A 16702-nucleotide genomic window follows, 5' to 3' on the forward strand; every position below is an offset into this window, starting at 1 on the left:
AATCACAGTATATTACTCATTTTTTCCATCATATCTTTTTTTCCCAAGGCCACTATAATATCACCTGCTTCAATAACTTCTGATGACTGAGGGTTAAATATCATTTTCCCCTGCGTCTTTTTTATTGCAACAATTATTACCCCATAATCTTTTCTTAAATTGCTTTCTATTAAACTTTTCCCAACCATTGGAGATTTATGACCAACCTTCAGTTCCTCCATTGCCAACCCTAACTCTGAATCCATCATAGCAGTATCTAAAAAATCAACTACCGTTGGGCGCGTTAAAACCTCAGCCATACGTTTACCTCCAATCTTGTATGGAAGTATAACCCTGCTTGCACCTGCTCTCAAAAGCTTAACCTCAGATTTTTCATCTGAACCCCGGGATAATATAAAAATATCATTGCGTAAACCTCTAGCAGTTAACACAATATACACATTGTCAGCATCAGACATTACTGCTGTCACTATCCCTTTGGCTTTCATTATTCCTGCCTTCAGCAAGGCCTCTTCACTTGTAGCATCCATTGCAACAAAAAGATATCCTAATTTTTCAAGTTCTTCAATGGCAGCCGGATTATTCTCAATAACTACAAAAGGAACTTTTCTGTCAAATAGCTCTTTGCATATAAGTTTTCCTATTCTACCATACCCACAAATGATATAATGGTTCTGTAATGATTGAATCTGTCGTTCCAATTTTTTCCTCCCAAATTCTTTTCGTAATTCACCTTCAATAATCATACGTAACAGTGTTCCAATAGCATAGGCACTAATTGAAACACCACTCAAAATGATTGTAATGGTAATAATGCGTCCATATATAGTTAATGGTTTAACTTCCTGAAACCCAACCGTACTGATGGTTATCATGGTCATATAAAAGGCATCAAATGGTTTCATATCTTCAAATATATAATACCCTGCAGTCCCAAATCCAATAGTACCAAGCAGAAGAATTAAAGCCATTCGCAATTTTTTAAATTCCATACAAACCCTTACATGTTTACTAATGTAGTTATTCTGAAGTTACAATAAGTGTGTAAAATTATTAACAATTGTAAATAATTTTTTAAAAAAATAAAATTATATTTGATTTTTATTAAATACTATCATAACTTTTCTAAAAATACAGTATATATATTATAAAATAGACTTTCAAATGTTTTCTTAAGTAAAAATACACTTTATAATGAGAGGTGATGTTATGGCAGCATTTCAACACAGTACAGGCACATTTATTGGTAAAGGCGGTATAGAAATATTTTTCCAGCAATGGGAAGTAGCTAACCCAAAAGCAGTTCTTGTTATTGTCCATGGCCTGGGTGAACATTCAGGACGATATGGTAACCTCATTGATGCTTTGCAGAATAAAGGTATTGCAATCTTTGGACTTGACCACAGGGGTTTTGGCCGAAGTGGAGGTAAGCGGGGCCATGTTGATAGTTTTATGGATTATATCTATGACTTAAAGATCTTTGTCAACATGATCAGGGATAAATACCCTCATAAGCCGGTTATTATGTTAGGCCATTCAATGGGTGGTGTGTTAGCTCTTAAATATGCACTTACCCATGCTGAAGATCTGGATGCACTCATTCTCTCTTCACCAGGTCTTGTCCCGGCTATAAAAGTTCCTGCATGGAAAAAGAATCTGGCACTATTTCTTTCTTCCAGAATTCCTTCATTAACCATGCCATCGGGTCTTGATGCAACAACTATCTCCCGTGATAAAGAAGTGGTTAAAAAATATTTAGATGACCCACTTGTCCATGACAAAGTAACACCACGGTTTTATGTAGAAATGATGAATACAATCGATGAATGTATCAATCGTTGTGGAGAGATTAAGCTCCCATTATTACTATTCCATGGTACTGCAGATGCGCTGGTATTAGATGAAGCAAGTAAAATTGTGTATCAGAAAGCCAGTTCAAAGGACAAAACACTTAAACTTTTTGAAGGCTTATATCATGAAACAATGAATGAACTTGAACCTGAACGCAAAAAAGTGCTTAAAGTTGTTGCTGACTGGATTGTTGCCCATGCAAAAAAAACCACCACAACCAAACCAAAAGCAGCATCAAAACCTGTCAAAAAAGAAGCACCAAAAAAAGCAAAACCAAAAAAGGTAACTCAGGGCAAATCTAAACTTGCAAAAAAAGCAAAAAAGAAATAGTTATTTAGTAAACTGGAAGTTACTCTATAAAACTATCGCTTTGATATAAATAAACGTGTAAAATAAAAAGCCGGGTGGGAGAGCCCGGCTTTTTACTGTGGTGTTGCGATGCTATCGTAAGTGTTATTTCAAAAGTTGTAATACTGTTTGTGACTTTGTATTTGCCTGTGCAAGCATAGCAGTAGCAGCCTGTGTAAGTATTTGATTCTTTGTAAATTCTGCCATCTGCTCTGCCATATCGGTATCACGTATACGACTTTCTGAAGCCTGGATATTTTCATAGGCATTCATCAAACCTTTAGCAGCATGTTCTAACCTATTGTAATATGCACCTAAGTCTGCTCTTTGTTTTGAAATTTGCCGCAATGCCTCATCAGCCAGCCCAATAACCGCATTGGCTTTGCCTGGCGTGGATATTGAAATAAATGTAAGCGTTACAGGATTTCGTAACCCTAAAGCAGCCGTAGTCATTGTTTCAATGAATACTCTTTCGCGCTGATGCATATTAGGTCCCATATGGAACCACATTGAAGCTGATGGATGAAGCCGTGCAAAAGCACCAGTCAAGAGCTTCATTTTGTTGAATTCAGCCTGTGATGCAATACGGTCAATTTCATCAACAAGCTCTGACACTTCAACCTGAATCTGCTGCCTGTCTTCAGGTGTATAGATACCGTTTGCAGACTGCACTGCTAAAACCCTGATTCTTTGCAGTATATCATGAACTTCCTGCAAATACCCCTCTGCAGTCTGAATCATTGACATACCGTCTTCCGTATTGCGTTCAGCCTGCCGTAATCCCTGAATCTGAGAACGCATTTTTTCGGACACGGCCAATCCTGATGCATCATCACCTGCTTTGTTGATGCGCATCCCTGATGAGAGCTTTTCCATGTCCTTGGTGATTGCCCAATCGTGAAATTTCAGCGTTCGGTGGGCAAAAATTGCGCTGATGTTGTGGTTTATAATCATGGTATCCTCCTTGAACGATATACTATCATCCGTGATAGCATTAACTATATAAATAGTTCATTCCAAAGTTCGTCGTATTGAAAAAATCGACTGAGATGCAGTATTGTCATTTATAAGCTTTTATAGGCGTTTATTACAATATATGTTGTTGTATGATAGTGTTTTTATTGTTTTACATTATATTTAAAAACTTATTAATTACTGCATTATAAACGTATACTGATTTTGCCTGCACAATTGCTCATTATTGGGAAGTATCTTCATAAACTAATGATTAGAAATAAAAAGTGAAAATTTTTTAAAATCTTTTTCTTGAATATATATATATTTTGGTAGATAGTGTATACTGTAATATTCCATTTGAAAATCATCAAGAGGTTATATGAACACACATACTGATAAAATATTTTCACTGATTGAATCAACTCCCTTTCTATCAAACATCATAAAAAAAGGTGGCATTCAGTTAAAGTGGGTTGTAACCGTATCCATGGTAATGGTGATAGTAATTGCAGTAATAAGCTTTTTGTTGATAAGTATATCCGAGAGAGCCCTTATAAAAGCCAACGATAAATTATGCCAGACTATCGCCTATAATATATCCTCTTCAGAAAGTTTTTTAACTGCAGAAAAAAAACCATTAAAGCGCTCCATGATTTTACAGGACATAGTGAAAGGACTTTCAAAAACAAACATTGAAGGATTTGTCTATGCTGCCATTTATGATACCCAGGGAATTATTGCTGAAAATAAGTACACCTATGCGGCTCATAGCAATGCAAAACTTCATGGCAAATACTATTCAAAAGATCTTTTAAAGCAATTTGAATCAATACATACTACAGTTAAAGAAAAAATTGAACTGACTATTGATTCAAAACCAACAGTCTGTTACCGGTATCGCGTACCTTTTGAGTTTTTCAAAGCTAAGATTGGCATTATTGAGATAGTATTTACTGAAGATGCAATTCTTGGCCCGGTTCACAGAGCACGGCTGGTAATGCTCATTGTTGCAGTTATTCTGTTGTCTTTGAGCATATATGCCGCAATGAAAATTGCACGACAAATGGTAGAACCAATTGTGCAATTGACATCAGGCGTTATACGGGTTAAGAAAGGCGACCTTTCTACCCGGCTTACTGTAACCACTCATGATGAAATTGGTATTTTGACAGAAGAATTTAATGAGATGATCAATCACCTGCGAGAAAAGCTCAAAATGGAAAAATTTGTTTCGGAATCAACTATCTCCATGATTCGTGAAAAAAGAGACGATGAGCTTGATCTTGGTGGGACAAGGAAAAATATGGCTTTTCTTTTCTCAGATATCAGAGGTTTTACAGCCATGTCAGAGAAGCTTCCTCCTGAAGAAGTTGTAACAATTCTCAATGAATATCTTGACTTGCAGGCTTCCATAATCAAGAAGCATGGTGGTGACATTGATAAATTTGTGGGCGATGAAATAATGGCTGTATTTGAAGATAAAAAGAAGGCTGATAGTGCCGTTGAAGCAGCTGTGGATATCATTGAATCTATTGAAAACCTAAACAAAAAGCGAGCTAAGGAAGGGAAATTGACTGTTACTGTGGGGATTGGCATTCACATGGGCGATATAGTTCATGGAAGGATGGGTTCAAAAGAGCGAATGGATTTTACATCTATTGGAGATGTTGTGAACCTGGCTGCACGGCTATGCTCCCATGCAGATTCGCAAACTATACTGGTATCGCAGGAAATTATTACCAACCTCACCAAAAGAAAATTCAAAGGTAAAAAACTTGAACCTATCAAAGTAAAAGGCAAGGAACACCCCATTCCCATTTTCCAGATAACCGGTAAAGCCTGATTACTCCTGATGTATAACCGGATAAAATTCTTTTCTGATAAAGTAGCTGATTTTGCGTAAAATTTCTTTATATTGCTTTTTATTGTTTTTAATATTTTCAAACAGTATTGCTGCCTGTACCAGGCTATCCAGATCCGCCTCTGTTATGCCCTGAGTATGCAGTTCTGCATGTTCAGTAGTGTTAAGAATCAGGTTATATTTTTTTGCAATCTCATCCAGTATTATGATTTCAATTGAAATATCAAGATTATCACCAATGGAATTGCCAATTCTCAAGGCATGGTAGGCAAAATTATTTGTCAAAAACGAATTGGCATCTAGCTTTTTAGCAACCAACTCCGGAACGGTATGGGTTGCTAAATAATTATTTAAAATTTCTAATCGTTTCATTATACTATTCCCCCATTAAAAAAATTATATGCTATCAATCTTTTCCTGATACCTCCAAATAAATTTCGGAATCTTTTGGGTAGTACCCGTATATGGATACTATCGTCCTGCATTGTCTGTGTTTATAATCATCCAATAGTTGCCTTAAAAAAGCAACTAAAATAAATTAACGCAGACTCTCCACAATAATTCAAAGAAACCACTCATTATTTACACACTAACTTTTTGCGATAGTTACTGTTAAATATCCCATTCTTAAGACCAGGATAAGGAAAAGAAACCCCTTTATTTTTTATTTGCAATTTTAAAACGATAATTTACAATGCTATTAAAATCTAATACTATATTCAGGGGTGCTTATGCCAAGAAAAGAGTACATTTCGGGGACTTTTTGCATCGACATTAAATGTACCCATCACAAAGCTTTAGAGCAATATTCTGGTGATGAGTATTTCAAACAAAAAGCCCTTATGTGCGCTGACTGTTACGCATGGAAATTTTTCACATGGCTTCGCGATCATAAGTATCGCATAATACAAACATTACCTGAGATCTCTGCTCGAGAACTGGCTGCACGCATTAAAGGCATTGATCCTGTAAGAGTTGAAGACTTGACCGAAGACGAAATATTGTGTTTATAGTATCAGAAATATAAACACTATATATTATAGATTATTTAACATTGCTACGGAGGTATACAATGATTCGTAACATAGGAATAGTTATTGTTTCTATTATAATTATTGCCATTGTACTTGATGCAGTTGTGTCCATACTTGCACGGCCTCAAGCTGGCAGAAAAGCATGCCAGGCTGCCAACATACCCTATAAAACAGTTATTGCTCACCGTGGAGCATCATACTGGGCACCAGAAGAAACCTATTTTTCATATAGTATTGCAAAAAATGTAGGTGCTGACTATTTAGAAATGGATGTACAAAGAACCAAGGATGATGTTATTATTGTATTCCATGACGATACATTAAACCGTATAACAAATGTTGCCGATGTTTTCCCCGGAAGAGAAAATGACCCAATCAATACGTTTACTATAGCAGAACTAAAAAGATTAGATGTAGGAAAATGGTTTAATACATCCTTCCCCGAACGATCCAAGCATTCATACAGTGGGACACAAATACTGACACTTGATGAAGTTATAGATATAGCTAAAGCCGATAATGGTTTATATCCATTATATATAGAAACAAAAAGCCCTAAAAATTACCCCGGAATTGAAGAACAGCTTGTCCATATACTTCAAACCCGGGGATATATAGCTAAAAACGAAAACAAAATTAATGCCCCCTATGCACCAGTAATATTTCAATCATTTGAAATTGAAAGCTTGCAGTTGCTTCAAAAGATAGCACCACAGGTTCCCCGAATATATCTTATAGATGAGGAAATGGTTAACCATAAAGGTTGGGATACCCTTATCGCTGAAGCAAAACAGGCACAATGCGCTGGCATTGGACCATCAGGCTATTTAGGCTGGCCATGGATAACCGGCAAAGCACACCGTAATGGGCTTTTGGTTCATATATATACAGTGAATAAAAAATGGCAGTATCGTCTTTTAGACTGGTTTGGTGCAGACGGTTTTTTTACCGACAGATGTGAATTGTTGATGGAATATTATCTAAAGCCACATAAAAAATCATTTACGGAGATTGTATCACATATTGATTAAATTGGTATTCATATTGTTAAAAGGGGTTTTTAGGAAAAAAACCTTACCAGGTTAATGATAACTTTTTAATTTTAACAGTTTAAACGAGCTTGCACCATACTGGTATATGTATTTTAATAAAAGGAAAATAGTGATAGTACATATACAAAAAGCTATATGCTGCTTACTAAATGACCGATATGTAAAGTAATGGGTCACATTACATTTTACTTGACTATCAATATAGTATACTATAATTTAAAAAATACTATTTTATTTTTATCTTCTAAACAGGAGATGTTTAATGAGTGAATGGTCAATAGCTGGTAAAGGAATATTAACTCCGGATAAGTTCGTCAAGAAAGCAAGTATACTGGTCAGTGACGGGATAATTGATAAAATTAATGGCCATAGCAGTTTTTCCATTGAAGTTGATGGCATCATTGTTCCTGGCCTCATAAACAGCCATGACCATTTACTGGGTACTTACCACCCTAAAGTTGGCAATGGGCCCTATGAAAACTGGCTTCCCTGGGATAATGACCTTAAAAGTTCTCCCATATATGAAGAACGTCAGCAGATAGAAAATCGTGACCTTTATCTTTTAGGTGGCTATCGCAATCTTTTATCAGGAGTAACAACCGTTTCAGACCATATACCTCATTTTGTCAATGAGCCATTTATTGACATACTCCCTGTTAAAGCATTGAAAAACTATGCGCTGGCTCATGCAGTTGTTTCTTTTGCATTGGCCTGGGGTGATGGCATTACACAGGAATACCAGAAAGCAGCTAAAGAACAAATACCCTTCATCACCCACTCAGGCGAAGGTTTTGACGATGAAACTCGCCACGATATTGATACCCTGGAGCGTTTAGGGGCGCTGGGTGAATACACCGTACTTATCCACGGAATAGCGTTCAATGAACATGATATCAAGCGTATAAAAAAAGCTGGTGCATCGGTAGTATGGTGTGGAGATTCCAACATGTATATGTTCAACCGTACAGCAAATGTCAAACTTATGCTGGAACATGGCGTCAATGTATGCATAGGCACTGATTCTCCCATGTCTGGTGGCGAAAATCTTTTGTATGAAATAAAATTTGACCGTAAATTATACAAAAAGCTGTTTGGTCAGGATCTCAGTGATGAAACAATAGTAAAAATGATCACGGTGAATCCATCCTATGCTTTTAAATTGCATGACCATGGTGCAATAAAACAGGGCAATGTTGCAGACTTTATTGTCATTTCCCGTATGGAAGATAATCCTTATTCAGCCGTTGTAAACGCTCAGCTTGAAGATATTGCACTGGTGGTTATTAATGGAAAACCAATGTATGGCGATAGTTCCTATAAAAAACTTTTTGACCACAATAAAGTCAAATACCAGGAAATAATCCTGCGAAACAGGCACAAACTGGTTGTTGGAGATTTACTGGGGTTACTGAGAAGAATAAGCAAAGCAGTTGGTTATAAGAAAGAGTTCCCATTTATTCCTGTTGAATTTGATATATAACGTGTGCGAGGATTTCTATGTCAAATGGTTCACCAACTCAAGGGATTACCACACGAACCTATAAACCAGGCTCTATTGTTTATTTTGAAAATGACAAGAGTGAAAATATTTATATCCTTAAATCAGGCCTAATAATTTTGACTTCTCAAAAGCTTGAAACCGGAGAGGAAGTCAAAGAAGAAGTTAGACCGGGTGAATTTTTTGGTGTAAAATCAGCACTGGGGCGCTACCCACGTGAAGAAACTGCACAGGTAATTAAAGAATCAGTGGTGCTGGTCTTGACACTTGCTGATTTTGAACGTCTCATTTTAAAGAATGTCAATGTGGTTTTAAAAATGCTCCGCATCTTCAGCAATCAGCTTAGAAGAATTGGACGAGCAGTACGTGAAGTATTAGGAGAAACAAGCACTATTAATCCTGAAGAGGAGCTTTTTAAAATTGGTGAATATTATTATAGAGCGGGCCGTTTTAATCAGGCACGGTACGCATATAACAAATACCTCGATTACTATCCAAACGCAAAATACTCAGATTTAGCAACCAAGCGAATACGAGAAATTGATTCTGGCCAGGCTGAATCAAATATTGCCCCTCAGCCAGTAAAACGCAAGGAAGTTGAAACTTCCACCGAGGAATTAAAAGATTTTACCCTTGACGAGGATATTGACTCAATGCCGGCAAAAGAATCAGTAGTTGATGAAATGGACGATTTTTTAGGTGAAAATAATTCTGCAAGTTCAGATTTTGATATTGCCGATGAAAGCCCCAAACACGAAGATATATCATCCATGTTTTATGAAGCTATGAGCCTCTATTCACAATCTGAATATGAATCTGCATTACAAATTTATAAAAAAATCTTAAACCAGAAGTCATTAAAAAATGATGCGGAAAATAAAATTTTTCAGAAAGCCCACTTTGAAATAGGAAGAACATATTTTAAAATGGGGCAATACAATGAAGCCATAGAATCTTTTTCATTGTTGATGAAGAAATTCCCTCAATCTGAATTAAATGTTAATGCATTGTACCATTTAGCCATGATTTATGAAGTAAAGAAACAATTTGATAAAGCTAAATCATATTATCAGAAAGTAATATCTCTGGCAGCCAAGGAGGAAATAGGTAAACAGGCTTCACGACGATTAAAAAATCTTGAATCACGGTAAAGGTATGCTATGTTACTTGATGAAAAGCTATTTGACAAATTTGGCGTAGAATACGAGCCCAACGATATAATCTTCTGCGAATTTGAACCTGGCAATGACTTTTACTTTATTCAATCCGGACGTGTGGAGATTGTAAAAATCATCAACAACCGGGAAAAAACTCTTGATATACTTGGTCCGGGTGATGTATTTGGCGAAATGGCAATACTTGAGGAAGAACCGCGTTCTGCATCGGCTATCGCAATTGATCATGTAAAGTTACTCAGGTTTAGAAGGGAAAATTTTGATGCACTATTACAGGGTAATCCTCAGCTTGCGTATAAACTGCTGGTTATCTTTTCAAAACGAATTTATGACGCTAAACGAAGACTTATGATTCTTTTACTTGATGACCCACAGTTGAAAGTTATGGATGTCATGAATATGTTAGCTGAACAGGACCCCCATTTAGATGTTCAGGAACCAGTTACTTTGCGTGTAACCGTCCAGGAAATTGCTAACTGGGCTGGTATGCAAATAAATGATGTACAAAAAATATTGACACATCTTAATAAATTGGGGAAAATTGAATTATTCAATGATAGAGTAGTTGTCAGGAATATCAGGGACTTCCAGCGGCTTGTTAATTCACGCCGTAAAAGCATGTATGCATAAGCTCCCGTAGCTCAGGAGGATAGAGCAGTAGTTTCCTAAACTATGTGTCAGAGGTTCGAGTCCTCTCGGGAGCAAAAATTATAACACGTACACTAGCGGGCTACCCCGCTGTTTTTTTTAAAAGAGGCATTGACTATGGAAGAACGTTTGCAACAAATTATTAATCGTTACAACGAAATTGAACAAGCTATGGCTGACCCAAAAACCGTCAGTGATCAAAGTTTATTCAAATCACTGACAAAAGAACATGCTAAGCTTACACCAGTAGTTCAAAAATATAATGAATATATACGAATAAAAAAAGAAATTGATGATACTAAGACTGCCTTAAAGTCAGAAAAAGACCAGGAAATGATATCTTTACTTGAGGAGGAAATCCCTAAACTTGAATCTAAACTTCATGAAATTGAAGAGCAAATTACTCAAATGCTGTTACCCCAGGACCCTCATGAAGGCAAAGATATTATTGTTGAAATTAGGGCTGGCACAGGCGGCGATGAAGCTTCATTGTTTGTAGCGGATCTCTATAGAATGTATATCCGGTATGCTGACCTTAAAGGGTGGAAGGTTGAACCCATAGACGCCAATCAGACAGAATTAGGTGGATTTAAAGAAGTCATTTTTTCCATTAGTGGAGCAGAGGCATATAGCTGTTTAAAATTTGAATCTGGTGTTCACAGGGTTCAGCGAATACCTGTTACTGAATCCGGTGGCAGAATTCACACATCTGCTGTTACCGTAGCAGTTCTTCCCGAAGTGGAGGAAAGCGAAGTTGATATCAATCCCGATGATATACGAATTGATGTTTACCGTTCCTCCGGCCATGGTGGCCAATCAGTCAATACAACAGATTCTGCTGTCCGTATAACCCATATCCCAACTGGTATTGTAGTAACATGCCAGGATGAGAAATCCCAACATAAAAACCGTGCTAAAGCTTTGAGGGTCTTGCGTGCCAGGCTTTTTGAAAAGATGGAACGGGAACGAATGGAAAAAGAAATAGCATTGAGACGATCTCAAATAGGAAGTGGTGACCGCAGTGAGCGCATCCGAACCTATAACTTTCCTCAATCACGGGTCACTGATCATAGAATAAATCTTACCATCTATGACTTGGAATCTGTGCTTGATGGTGAACTTGATAAAATTATTATCCCATTGCGGGAAAATGAAATGGAGAAATTACTGAAAGCTTCTCATGTCTGATGTCTTTAATAACTATTCTACCATCCACATTATAACTGATGCCTCAAGACTTCTTGAATCCATTTCAGCAACACCAGTATTAGATGCTGAAATTCTTATGGCACATGCATTGGGTATTGACCGCCATAAACTAGTTATATACCATAATACTTTAATTGATAAAAAAACTTTAACAAAGTTTAAACGGCTCCTTTCACGCAGATTAAAAAGTGAACCCATTGCCTATATTGTAGGTTACAAGGAATTTTACTCATTGCCATTGAACGTTAACAGGCATGTCCTTATACCACGCCCTGAAACTGAACTTCTGGTTGATTGTGCAATTTATCATGCCAGACAATATGCAACCATTTTGGATATCGGAACCGGAAGCGGAGCAATAGCTATTGCCATTAAATATAACAGGCCCGACTGCTCCGTATGGGCTACAGATATTTCAAAAGATGCTCTTAAAGTAGCTAAACATAATGCTGTCACAATACTTGGTAAGAATAAAATTAATTTTTTACAAAGTGATCTGTTTGACTCAATACCAGCAATGACATTTGATGTAATTGTTAGCAATCCACCATATATCAACCCTGATATATATACTCAACTGCAAAAGGATGTCCATTACGAACCAAAGGAAGCCTTGCTTGCACCTGATAATGGATTTGGCATTATTAAATCACTCATTGAAAAAGCAAATAATTATCTTTCTGATAATGGCATTCTTATTATAGAAATAGGAGATGATCAATTATCAAAAATACAAAATTTTGCCCCATTGTTTAACTTTTCACTTTCAATACTTAAAGATTATTCAGGATTACCTCGCATCGCTATTTTGAAAAAAGAAAAAATATCAACATATAAGAAATTATAATAAATTTATAACAATTTTATTCGATATTACTAATAACTGAATAATGGTATAAGCACCCTGACATTGACATTTGAATATTCTAGTCCAAACGAGCATTCCAGAAAAAAGGGGAAGCACACTGCATGATTAATAGCAGAGAGGAGTTGTTCCATGATAGCAATGTACCAGATTTTGTGGAATCATACAGGATACATGTTATCAGTAAGCGCGATAAATGGTATAGCTTTTCAAATATAACATGGGATCCTCACAGTAGGGAAATGGGGATTTATTCACTAATCAACTTCTTTGACGTTTTTGTGACAGGCAGCCAGTGTATACAAAATACCGTACCAAAAAAATCCTTTGGTACCCCGCGGTGCAAATATACTATTATCCAACCTTTACGAGAAAGCAAGCTTGTTTATAAAGATCCCAATCTTAGTGCCAGCATATCTTTATTTGATCACTTCCCCTATTATGAATTACTGCATAATAAAAAACCATCCACAGAAAGTTTTGAAAATATGATCGCCAGCTACTTTACCCGTTGCAAAGCAAAAGTATCTGTTGAGGTACATGCCAAATCAAAAATTATCAAAAAAAATTTTGATTGTATTGGATTTAAGGAACATACATGGGGTTTATACCCATATACCCTGATTAATTGTGACAGCAGAGTTATTGTCCATTTCCGTGACCAGACTATTGCATTCCGATACATTGAATATAATGGGGTGAGCTATTCTTATGGCTGTATCTCCCGAAAAAATGGTAATCTGGCACTTGTACTGGTTGAACTTGAATATTTATCAATAAAAAATGCACAGCTGGAATCATCTGAATTTACCTATAAAGATGCTCAGGATGATATTGATTTAATTGTTTCAAAGCCAATTAAAACTCAGGTAATAGATGTTCCAAAAAAGGCTAAAAAATCTCACATTCATGTAGTAAGTTTTTCAGATTTTACCGTCATAGGCACCAATAAAAAAGGATATGGGATAGAAGAACATTATATTTCTTATGACCGCTTAAAAAATACTCTATAATATTGTATATGATAATAACATCCGAACAACTCAAGCGCATGGGACTTTTTATAATACTTTTAGTCATTCTATTAGTATATAATTTATATTCAAAATTATATTTTAACTGGTATGGTATTGATATTATTGTCAGGTCATACTCTTTTTTGTTTTCTTTTTTATGTATATTCAATTATACACAAATAGATTTTAAACGTTACACTCCTTTATACAGGAACCGTTTCCCAAAGTTTGCAAACCTCATTATGTTTTTAGAATCAAGGGTTATGCCTTTTTTACTTATATATTTCATTGCAACCCTTCATACATTAATAGACAATATCAATAACAGTAGCTGGCCATATACTGCTTACATTGGGATATTAGATGGACGCTATACCAATATTATTTTTTATTCATTAATTCTTTTTGGTGTACTTCGATATAAGATAAAACCTACTATTGCAATACCATTATTTATTGGGGGATCTATAGCGTTTTATTTTGTGGATAAAATAATTTATACCAACATCATAGCAGGTACTGGTATAGTATTTGTTAAACTTTTAAAGCTATCTGTACTTACAGGGGTATTGTTGTTTGAATACTTTCATTTACATTTCCCTCAACTCATTTTAATTGCTATAGCAACCGCGGGCATACTTTTTTCAGGAACTATCGGGACCTATATTTTTTTGTATTCTACTGTTAAACATGAATCCATTAAAAAAGAAATACAATTCAAACTGCTTCGCTACGGAATACCATTTAGGATTAATGAACTTAAACAATATGTTCTGACAAAACGCCAGTATAAAGATTATCAGTTGTTTATCATGTATTCTCAAGCATTGGATTTACCTGTTCATTTTACTGATGAAGAGTGGATCAAGCTCCTATTTTCTGAACATATACAGATGGCAGATGAAGTTGCTTCAATACTAGTAAAGAAAAGCATTATCATACCATTTAATTCAATTATTGATTACGCATATACTATATCATTCAAACACGATGAACAATTACAATCCGCTGGCCACCTGGCGCGTCTGGCTGCACGATTTGCTGATGGTAATGAAAAAACAATTATACTGACGTTTGAGAAAGGAAATGTTTCATTAAAAATCTGGATAATGAGTGTAATGGGATTTCACAAAAAAATTATATATCTGCCTGTTTTACTGCCCTACTGTGCCGACACAAATACAACATTAGCTACCACTGCTTATAGTACACTGGTACAGATAACAGGTAAAAATCCTTCTGCCGAGTACAACCTGCCAACTAATGACCCACAGGTTTTAAAAGCTTTTAAAGATTTTTATTTTCAAAGAGGCAATATGAAATAATGGGGCATCTGCTGCATTCAGGATTTCGTGCATAGCATATTGTCCTTCCATGATAGATGAATAGCAAATGTGCTGTAATCCAATCTGATTGCATGATACTTTCCATCAGCGCCATTTCAATAGCAATGGGTTTTGTGCTATCTGCATACCCTATTCTACCAGCAACACGAGCCACATGGGTATCAACGGGTATTGCAGGAATCCCAAAGCCAAAGGCCAATATCACATTGGCGGATTTTCTTCCCACGCCCGGCAGGCGCATTAATGCCTCTCGTGTGTCAGGTACAACTCCATTAAATTCATGTACGATAGTTCTTGATAATGCCACAATATGTTTTGCCTTATTGTGATAGAAACCTGTTGATTTTATAATTTCCTCAACATCCCCGATGTCAGCCTGTGCCAGTGAATTAAAATCAGGATATTTTTTAAACAGCAAGGGAGTTACCCTGTTTACCTGATTATCAGTTGTCTGAGCAGACAACACCACTGCAATACACAACTGGTATAGATTGGTAAAGCGCAATGGTGCAGAAACCTGATACTGCTTCTTCAAACGATTAATGATTTTTTTTGAGGTTGCTTTATCTATCATGAACTATCGCCATAAGAAGTGATTGAGCTTCTTTTTGCCTGGACTCTAATACATGGATATCAGCAATATCATCATTAGTAAAATAATATCCACAGATCAGTGGTTCATCATATTCCATGTACAAAATAGCTTCCAGATCCTGTTTTGCCTTTGCATGTGCACCCTGGCTCAGGAAAAGCTTTGCCCTGAAATAATATGCTTCAAAGTGATGGGGATTTTTTTCGATAGCCTGTGTAAGATAGTCCATAGCTTTGTTACTTTCATTCATAAAATAATATGATAGTCCTGCTCCAAACAGGATATCATAATCAATGTAGTTTTTCTGTATAAGCCGTGTAAAATCAAGTGCAGCCCATTCATATCGGCGCTTATATACATTTTCCCAGGCATTGATAATTGTCTGATTTATATATGGGTCATTAAACCGCCAGAGCTTTTTATGTGTACCGTGTTGCACGGATGAGCAATAGAAAAGCAGGATACCTGTCATGAATAGTATCAATGGTATATATTTTTTCATATTGTTTTTTCACCTACAATATTTTCTAACAGGTGTTTAACCTTTTGCAAAGCTCGTGCTCTATGGCTAATTGTATTCTTTATATTCAGAGGTAACTGTGCCATAGTCTTTCCCAATTCTGGAATATAGAAAACAGGATCATACCCAAAACCATTTTCACCTGCTGGTTCTTTTGCAATAACACCTTCACAGACACCTTCTTCTATATATTCTCTGCCATCGGGAAAGACCAGAGCCATAACACATACAAAGCGTGCCTGGCGCCTGTCATCGGGCACATCACGCATTTTTTGTAATAAAAGCATGTACCTCTCTTCATCTGTTGTAAGATTACCAAATCTTGCTGAATACACTCCGGGCTCACCATTCAAAGCATCAACTACAAGCCCTGAATCATCTGCAAGAGCAGGCAAACCGGTAACATGACATACATGCCGCGCCTTGATTAATGCATTATCTGTAAAAGTTGAGCCAGTTTCTTCTATTTCACCAATTTCGGGATACTTTTCAAGTGAAGTAAATACTACTGAAGAAAGACTAAAAGAAAGTATTTCTTTCATTTTTCCTTTATTACGCGTTGCAACTACTATCTCCATATTTTTTAATACTCCTATAAGAACCATTAAGTGATTGTGTTCCTTACATGAAATTTTTAATTATCCATTAAATGTTATAATAAAATAAGTAATAATTCCTTAAAATAATTTCATAATGAATATACTGTACACCCCCGCCGCCTTCGGCGGCG

The 16702-nt window shown here is 36.2% G+C and carries 17 protein-coding genes and 1 tRNA gene; 12 read left to right on the top strand and 6 right to left on the bottom strand.

The annotated features are described in order from the left end of the window. Positions 1-2: 2 nt before the first annotated feature. Positions 3-992 (bottom strand): potassium channel protein, encoded by a 990-nt coding sequence (locus AB1444_02815; GenBank protein MEW6525581.1) that lies wholly within the window; start codon positions 990-992, stop codon positions 3-5. A 217-nt stretch (positions 993-1209) separates the two neighbouring features. On the opposite strand from AB1444_02815, the gene AB1444_02820 reads away from it, so the two are divergent. Beyond that, positions 1210-2181, top strand: a complete 972-nt coding sequence (locus tag AB1444_02820; protein ID MEW6525582.1) for a lysophospholipase — start codon at positions 1210-1212, stop codon at positions 2179-2181. A 123-nt stretch (positions 2182-2304) separates the two neighbouring features. Here the strand turns inward: AB1444_02820 and AB1444_02825 are convergent, their stop codons facing one another. After that, positions 2305-3153: a flagellin gene (locus AB1444_02825; GenBank protein MEW6525583.1), complete on the bottom strand. Its 849-nt coding sequence runs from the start codon at positions 3151-3153 to the stop codon at positions 2305-2307. Positions 3154-3535: 382 nt separating this feature from the next. Between AB1444_02825 and AB1444_02830 the strand changes: the two genes are divergently transcribed. After that, the gene (locus tag AB1444_02830) at positions 3536-4999 is read left to right on the top strand and encodes an adenylate/guanylate cyclase domain-containing protein (protein MEW6525584.1); all 1464 of its coding nucleotides are present in this window, start codon (positions 3536-3538) and stop codon (positions 4997-4999) included. Here the strand turns inward: AB1444_02830 and AB1444_02835 are convergent, their stop codons facing one another. Continuing rightward, on the bottom strand, positions 5000-5389 hold the full coding sequence (locus AB1444_02835; protein MEW6525585.1) for a hypothetical protein: 390 nt from the start codon (positions 5387-5389) through the stop codon (positions 5000-5002). It lies immediately after the preceding gene. Between the two features lie 359 nt (positions 5390-5748). Here AB1444_02835 and AB1444_02840 point away from each other — a divergent pair, with 359 nt between their 5' ends. From AB1444_02840 to AB1444_02885, 10 genes are all read left to right on the top strand, one after another. Further along, a complete protein-coding gene (locus tag AB1444_02840; GenBank protein ID MEW6525586.1) occupies positions 5749-6030 on the top strand; it encodes a hypothetical protein in 282 nt (93 codons plus the stop codon). Between the two features lie 59 nt (positions 6031-6089). Continuing rightward, a complete protein-coding gene (locus AB1444_02845) occupies positions 6090-7082 on the top strand; it encodes a glycerophosphodiester phosphodiesterase family protein (protein MEW6525587.1) in 993 nt (330 codons plus the stop codon). A gap of 283 nt (positions 7083-7365) precedes the next feature. After that, positions 7366-8583 (top strand): amidohydrolase family protein, encoded by a 1218-nt coding sequence (locus AB1444_02850; GenBank protein MEW6525588.1) that lies wholly within the window; start codon positions 7366-7368, stop codon positions 8581-8583. Between the two features lie 17 nt (positions 8584-8600). After that, on the top strand, positions 8601-9752 hold the full coding sequence (locus AB1444_02855; GenBank protein MEW6525589.1) for a tetratricopeptide repeat protein: 1152 nt from the start codon (positions 8601-8603) through the stop codon (positions 9750-9752). Positions 9753-9761: 9 nt separating this feature from the next. Next, entirely contained in the window at positions 9762-10406 is a 645-nt protein-coding gene (locus AB1444_02860) for a Crp/Fnr family transcriptional regulator (GenBank protein ID MEW6525590.1), read from the top strand. Then, positions 10407-10480, top strand: a tRNA-Arg gene (locus AB1444_02865). It begins immediately after the preceding gene. 61 nt (positions 10481-10541) lie between these two features. After that, entirely contained in the window at positions 10542-11612 is a 1071-nt protein-coding gene (gene prfA, locus AB1444_02870) for a peptide chain release factor 1 (GenBank protein MEW6525591.1), read from the top strand. Beyond that, on the top strand, positions 11605-12480 hold the full coding sequence (gene prmC, locus AB1444_02875; GenBank protein MEW6525592.1) for a peptide chain release factor N(5)-glutamine methyltransferase: 876 nt from the start codon (positions 11605-11607) through the stop codon (positions 12478-12480). The genes prfA and prmC overlap by 8 nt, the downstream gene beginning before the upstream one ends. 122 nt (positions 12481-12602) lie before the next feature. Next, entirely contained in the window at positions 12603-13511 is a 909-nt protein-coding gene (locus tag AB1444_02880) for a hypothetical protein (protein MEW6525593.1), read from the top strand. 245 nt (positions 13512-13756) lie between these two features. Next, positions 13757-14839: a hypothetical protein gene (locus AB1444_02885; protein ID MEW6525594.1), complete on the top strand. Its 1083-nt coding sequence runs from the start codon at positions 13757-13759 to the stop codon at positions 14837-14839. On the opposite strand, the gene nth is transcribed toward AB1444_02885, so the two are convergent. Genes nth through AB1444_02900 form a run of 3 tightly spaced genes read right to left on the bottom strand, consistent with a single transcriptional unit; the run spans position 14802 to position 16550 of the window. Beyond that, on the bottom strand, positions 14802-15434 hold the full coding sequence (nth, locus tag AB1444_02890; protein MEW6525595.1) for an endonuclease III: 633 nt from the start codon (positions 15432-15434) through the stop codon (positions 14802-14804). The genes AB1444_02885 and nth overlap by 38 nt on opposite strands. Next, the gene (locus tag AB1444_02895; protein MEW6525596.1) at positions 15424-15954 is read right to left on the bottom strand and encodes a tetratricopeptide repeat protein; all 531 of its coding nucleotides are present in this window, start codon (positions 15952-15954) and stop codon (positions 15424-15426) included. The genes nth and AB1444_02895 overlap by 11 nt, the downstream gene beginning before the upstream one ends. Next, positions 15951-16550 carry an XTP/dITP diphosphatase gene (locus AB1444_02900; GenBank protein MEW6525597.1) on the bottom strand — a complete coding sequence of 200 codons (600 nt, stop codon included), beginning with the start codon at positions 16548-16550 and terminating at the stop codon, positions 15951-15953. Before AB1444_02900 ends, AB1444_02895 begins: the two co-directional genes overlap by 4 nt. Positions 16551-16702: the final 152 nt, after the last annotated feature.

This window comes from Spirochaetota bacterium, assembly GCA_040756435.1.
In the GTDB taxonomy this organism is placed as follows: Bacteria; Spirochaetota; UBA4802; order UBA4802; family UB4802; genus UBA4802.

Coding starts and splice junctions, on each gene's coding strand:
- AB1444_02895 (MEW6525596.1), bottom strand. CDS start 15,954: ATGAAAAAATATATACCATTGATACTATTCATGACAGGTATCCTGCTT.
- AB1444_02855 (MEW6525589.1), top strand. CDS start 8,601: ATGTCAAATGGTTCACCAACTCAAGGGATTACCACACGAACCTATAAA.
- AB1444_02880 (MEW6525593.1), top strand. CDS start 12,603: ATGATTAATAGCAGAGAGGAGTTGTTCCATGATAGCAATGTACCAGAT.
- AB1444_02815 (MEW6525581.1), bottom strand. CDS start 992: ATGGAATTTAAAAAATTGCGAATGGCTTTAATTCTTCTGCTTGGTACT.
- nth (MEW6525595.1), bottom strand. CDS start 15,434: ATGATAGATAAAGCAACCTCAAAAAAAATCATTAATCGTTTGAAGAAG.
- AB1444_02900 (MEW6525597.1), bottom strand. CDS start 16,550: ATGGAGATAGTAGTTGCAACGCGTAATAAAGGAAAAATGAAAGAAATA.
- AB1444_02835 (MEW6525585.1), bottom strand. CDS start 5,389: ATGAAACGATTAGAAATTTTAAATAATTATTTAGCAACCCATACCGTT.
- AB1444_02885 (MEW6525594.1), top strand. CDS start 13,757: ATGTTTTTAGAATCAAGGGTTATGCCTTTTTTACTTATATATTTCATT.
- prmC (MEW6525592.1), top strand. CDS start 11,605: ATGTCTGATGTCTTTAATAACTATTCTACCATCCACATTATAACTGAT.
- AB1444_02820 (MEW6525582.1), top strand. CDS start 1,210: ATGGCAGCATTTCAACACAGTACAGGCACATTTATTGGTAAAGGCGGT.
- AB1444_02840 (MEW6525586.1), top strand. CDS start 5,749: ATGCCAAGAAAAGAGTACATTTCGGGGACTTTTTGCATCGACATTAAA.
- AB1444_02830 (MEW6525584.1), top strand. CDS start 3,536: ATGAACACACATACTGATAAAATATTTTCACTGATTGAATCAACTCCC.
- prfA (MEW6525591.1), top strand. CDS start 10,542: ATGGAAGAACGTTTGCAACAAATTATTAATCGTTACAACGAAATTGAA.
- AB1444_02825 (MEW6525583.1), bottom strand. CDS start 3,153: ATGATTATAAACCACAACATCAGCGCAATTTTTGCCCACCGAACGCTG.
- AB1444_02845 (MEW6525587.1), top strand. CDS start 6,090: ATGATTCGTAACATAGGAATAGTTATTGTTTCTATTATAATTATTGCC.
- AB1444_02860 (MEW6525590.1), top strand. CDS start 9,762: ATGTTACTTGATGAAAAGCTATTTGACAAATTTGGCGTAGAATACGAG.
- AB1444_02850 (MEW6525588.1), top strand. CDS start 7,366: ATGAGTGAATGGTCAATAGCTGGTAAAGGAATATTAACTCCGGATAAG.